Source organism: Bacillus sp. LR--39 (genome assembly GCF_053613335.1).
The window spans coordinates 1-1,477 of the sequence record NZ_JBSIOT010000138.1; the positions used below are offsets into that span (position 1 = coordinate 1).

Annotated in this window: 2 protein-coding genes; both read left to right on the forward strand. The window is 48.2% G+C overall.

Annotated features, from left to right (window positions below):
* The coding region (locus ACWHAR_RS21135) for a cysteine desulfurase family protein (protein ID WP_452087726.1) at nt 1-536 on the forward strand (536 nt) is incomplete at its 5' end.
* Nucleotides 537-563: 27 nt separating this feature from the next.
* On the forward strand, nt 564-1,477 hold a 914-nt coding region (gene mnmA / locus ACWHAR_RS21140; protein ID WP_452087727.1), incomplete at its 3' end, for a tRNA 2-thiouridine(34) synthase MnmA.

Genomic DNA, 1,477 nt, shown 5'->3' on the forward strand with positions numbered 1-1,477 from the left:
TCAACGGGCCAAAAGGGACAGGCTTTTTATATGCTAGTAAAGATGTGAAGCTTTCACCGCTTTTATTCGGAGGAGAGCAAGAAAGAAAACGCCGTGCCGGAACGGAAAATGTTCCAGGCATTGTCGGGCTGAAAGAAGCGATCAAGCTGTCAAGTGAAGAACGTGACGAAAAAAACGAGAAGTATCAATCGTTTAAAGCAATCTTTGCTGACACGCTTAGAGATGCAGGTGTGGCATTCGAGGTCAACGGGGACAAAGAGCATAGTCTGCCGCATGTTCTGAATCTTTATTTCCCCGGTGTGTCAGTGGAAGCGCTGCTGGTTAATCTTGATATGGCTGGTGTCGCTGTCTCCAGCGGTTCAGCGTGCACGGCCGGTTCAGTCCTGCCGTCACATGTTCTGACTGCTATGTTCGGCGAAGAGAGTGACCGGCTGACGTCCTCTATTCGAATCAGCTTCGGCCTCGGCAATACGGCTGAGCAAGTGAAAACTGCTGCCAAACATGTGGCCGACGTTGTCAAACGGCTGACACAATAAGGCGGCGTAGTAATTGGAGTGAATGAAATGGAAAAACGGCCGGAGGATACAAGAGTCGTTGTCGGCATGTCCGGCGGAGTAGACTCATCTGTGGCGGCCCTGCTGTTAAAAGAACAGGGCTATGATGTAATCGGAATCTTTATGAAAAACTGGGATGATACGGACGAAAACGGTTTTTGCACGGCGACAGAGGATTATGAAGATGTGATCCGCGTCTGCAACCAAATCGGAATTCCGTATTATGCCGTAAACTTTGAAAAGCAATATTATGAGAAGGTATTTCAATATTTCCTTGATGAATATAAAGCAGGCAGAACACCAAACCCGGATGTATTGTGCAACAAAGAAATTAAATTCAAAGCCTTTTTGGAGCATGCATTGTCACTTGGCGCCGACTATTTAGCGACTGGCCACTATGCAAGAGTAGACAGAAGCGGCGGAAAAGTCAGAATGCTGCGCGGCATTGATGAAAACAAGGATCAAACGTACTTCCTGAATCAGCTGACAGAAGATACGCTGAGCAAAGTCATGTTCCCGATCGGCGAACTTCAAAAAAGCCGTGTGCGTGAAATCGCCAAAGAAGCAGAACTTGCAACGGCGACGAAAAAAGACAGTACAGGCATCTGCTTTATCGGCGAACGCAACTTCAAAACGTTTCTCAGCCAATATCTCCCTGCACAGCCGGGCGATATGATGACGATGGACGGCGAAGTAAAAGGCCGCCACGACGGGTTGATGTACTATACGATCGGACAGCGTCACGGCCTTGGCATCGGCGGAAGCGGCGAGCCGTGGTTTGCGGTAGGCAAAGATCTTGAAAAGAACATCCTCTACGTGGATCAAGGGTTCCATAACCCGCTTTTATATTCTGACAAAATCACAGCAACAAATATCAGCTGGGTACGTTCGGATATCATGAAGGGCGAAGAGATTTCCTGCAC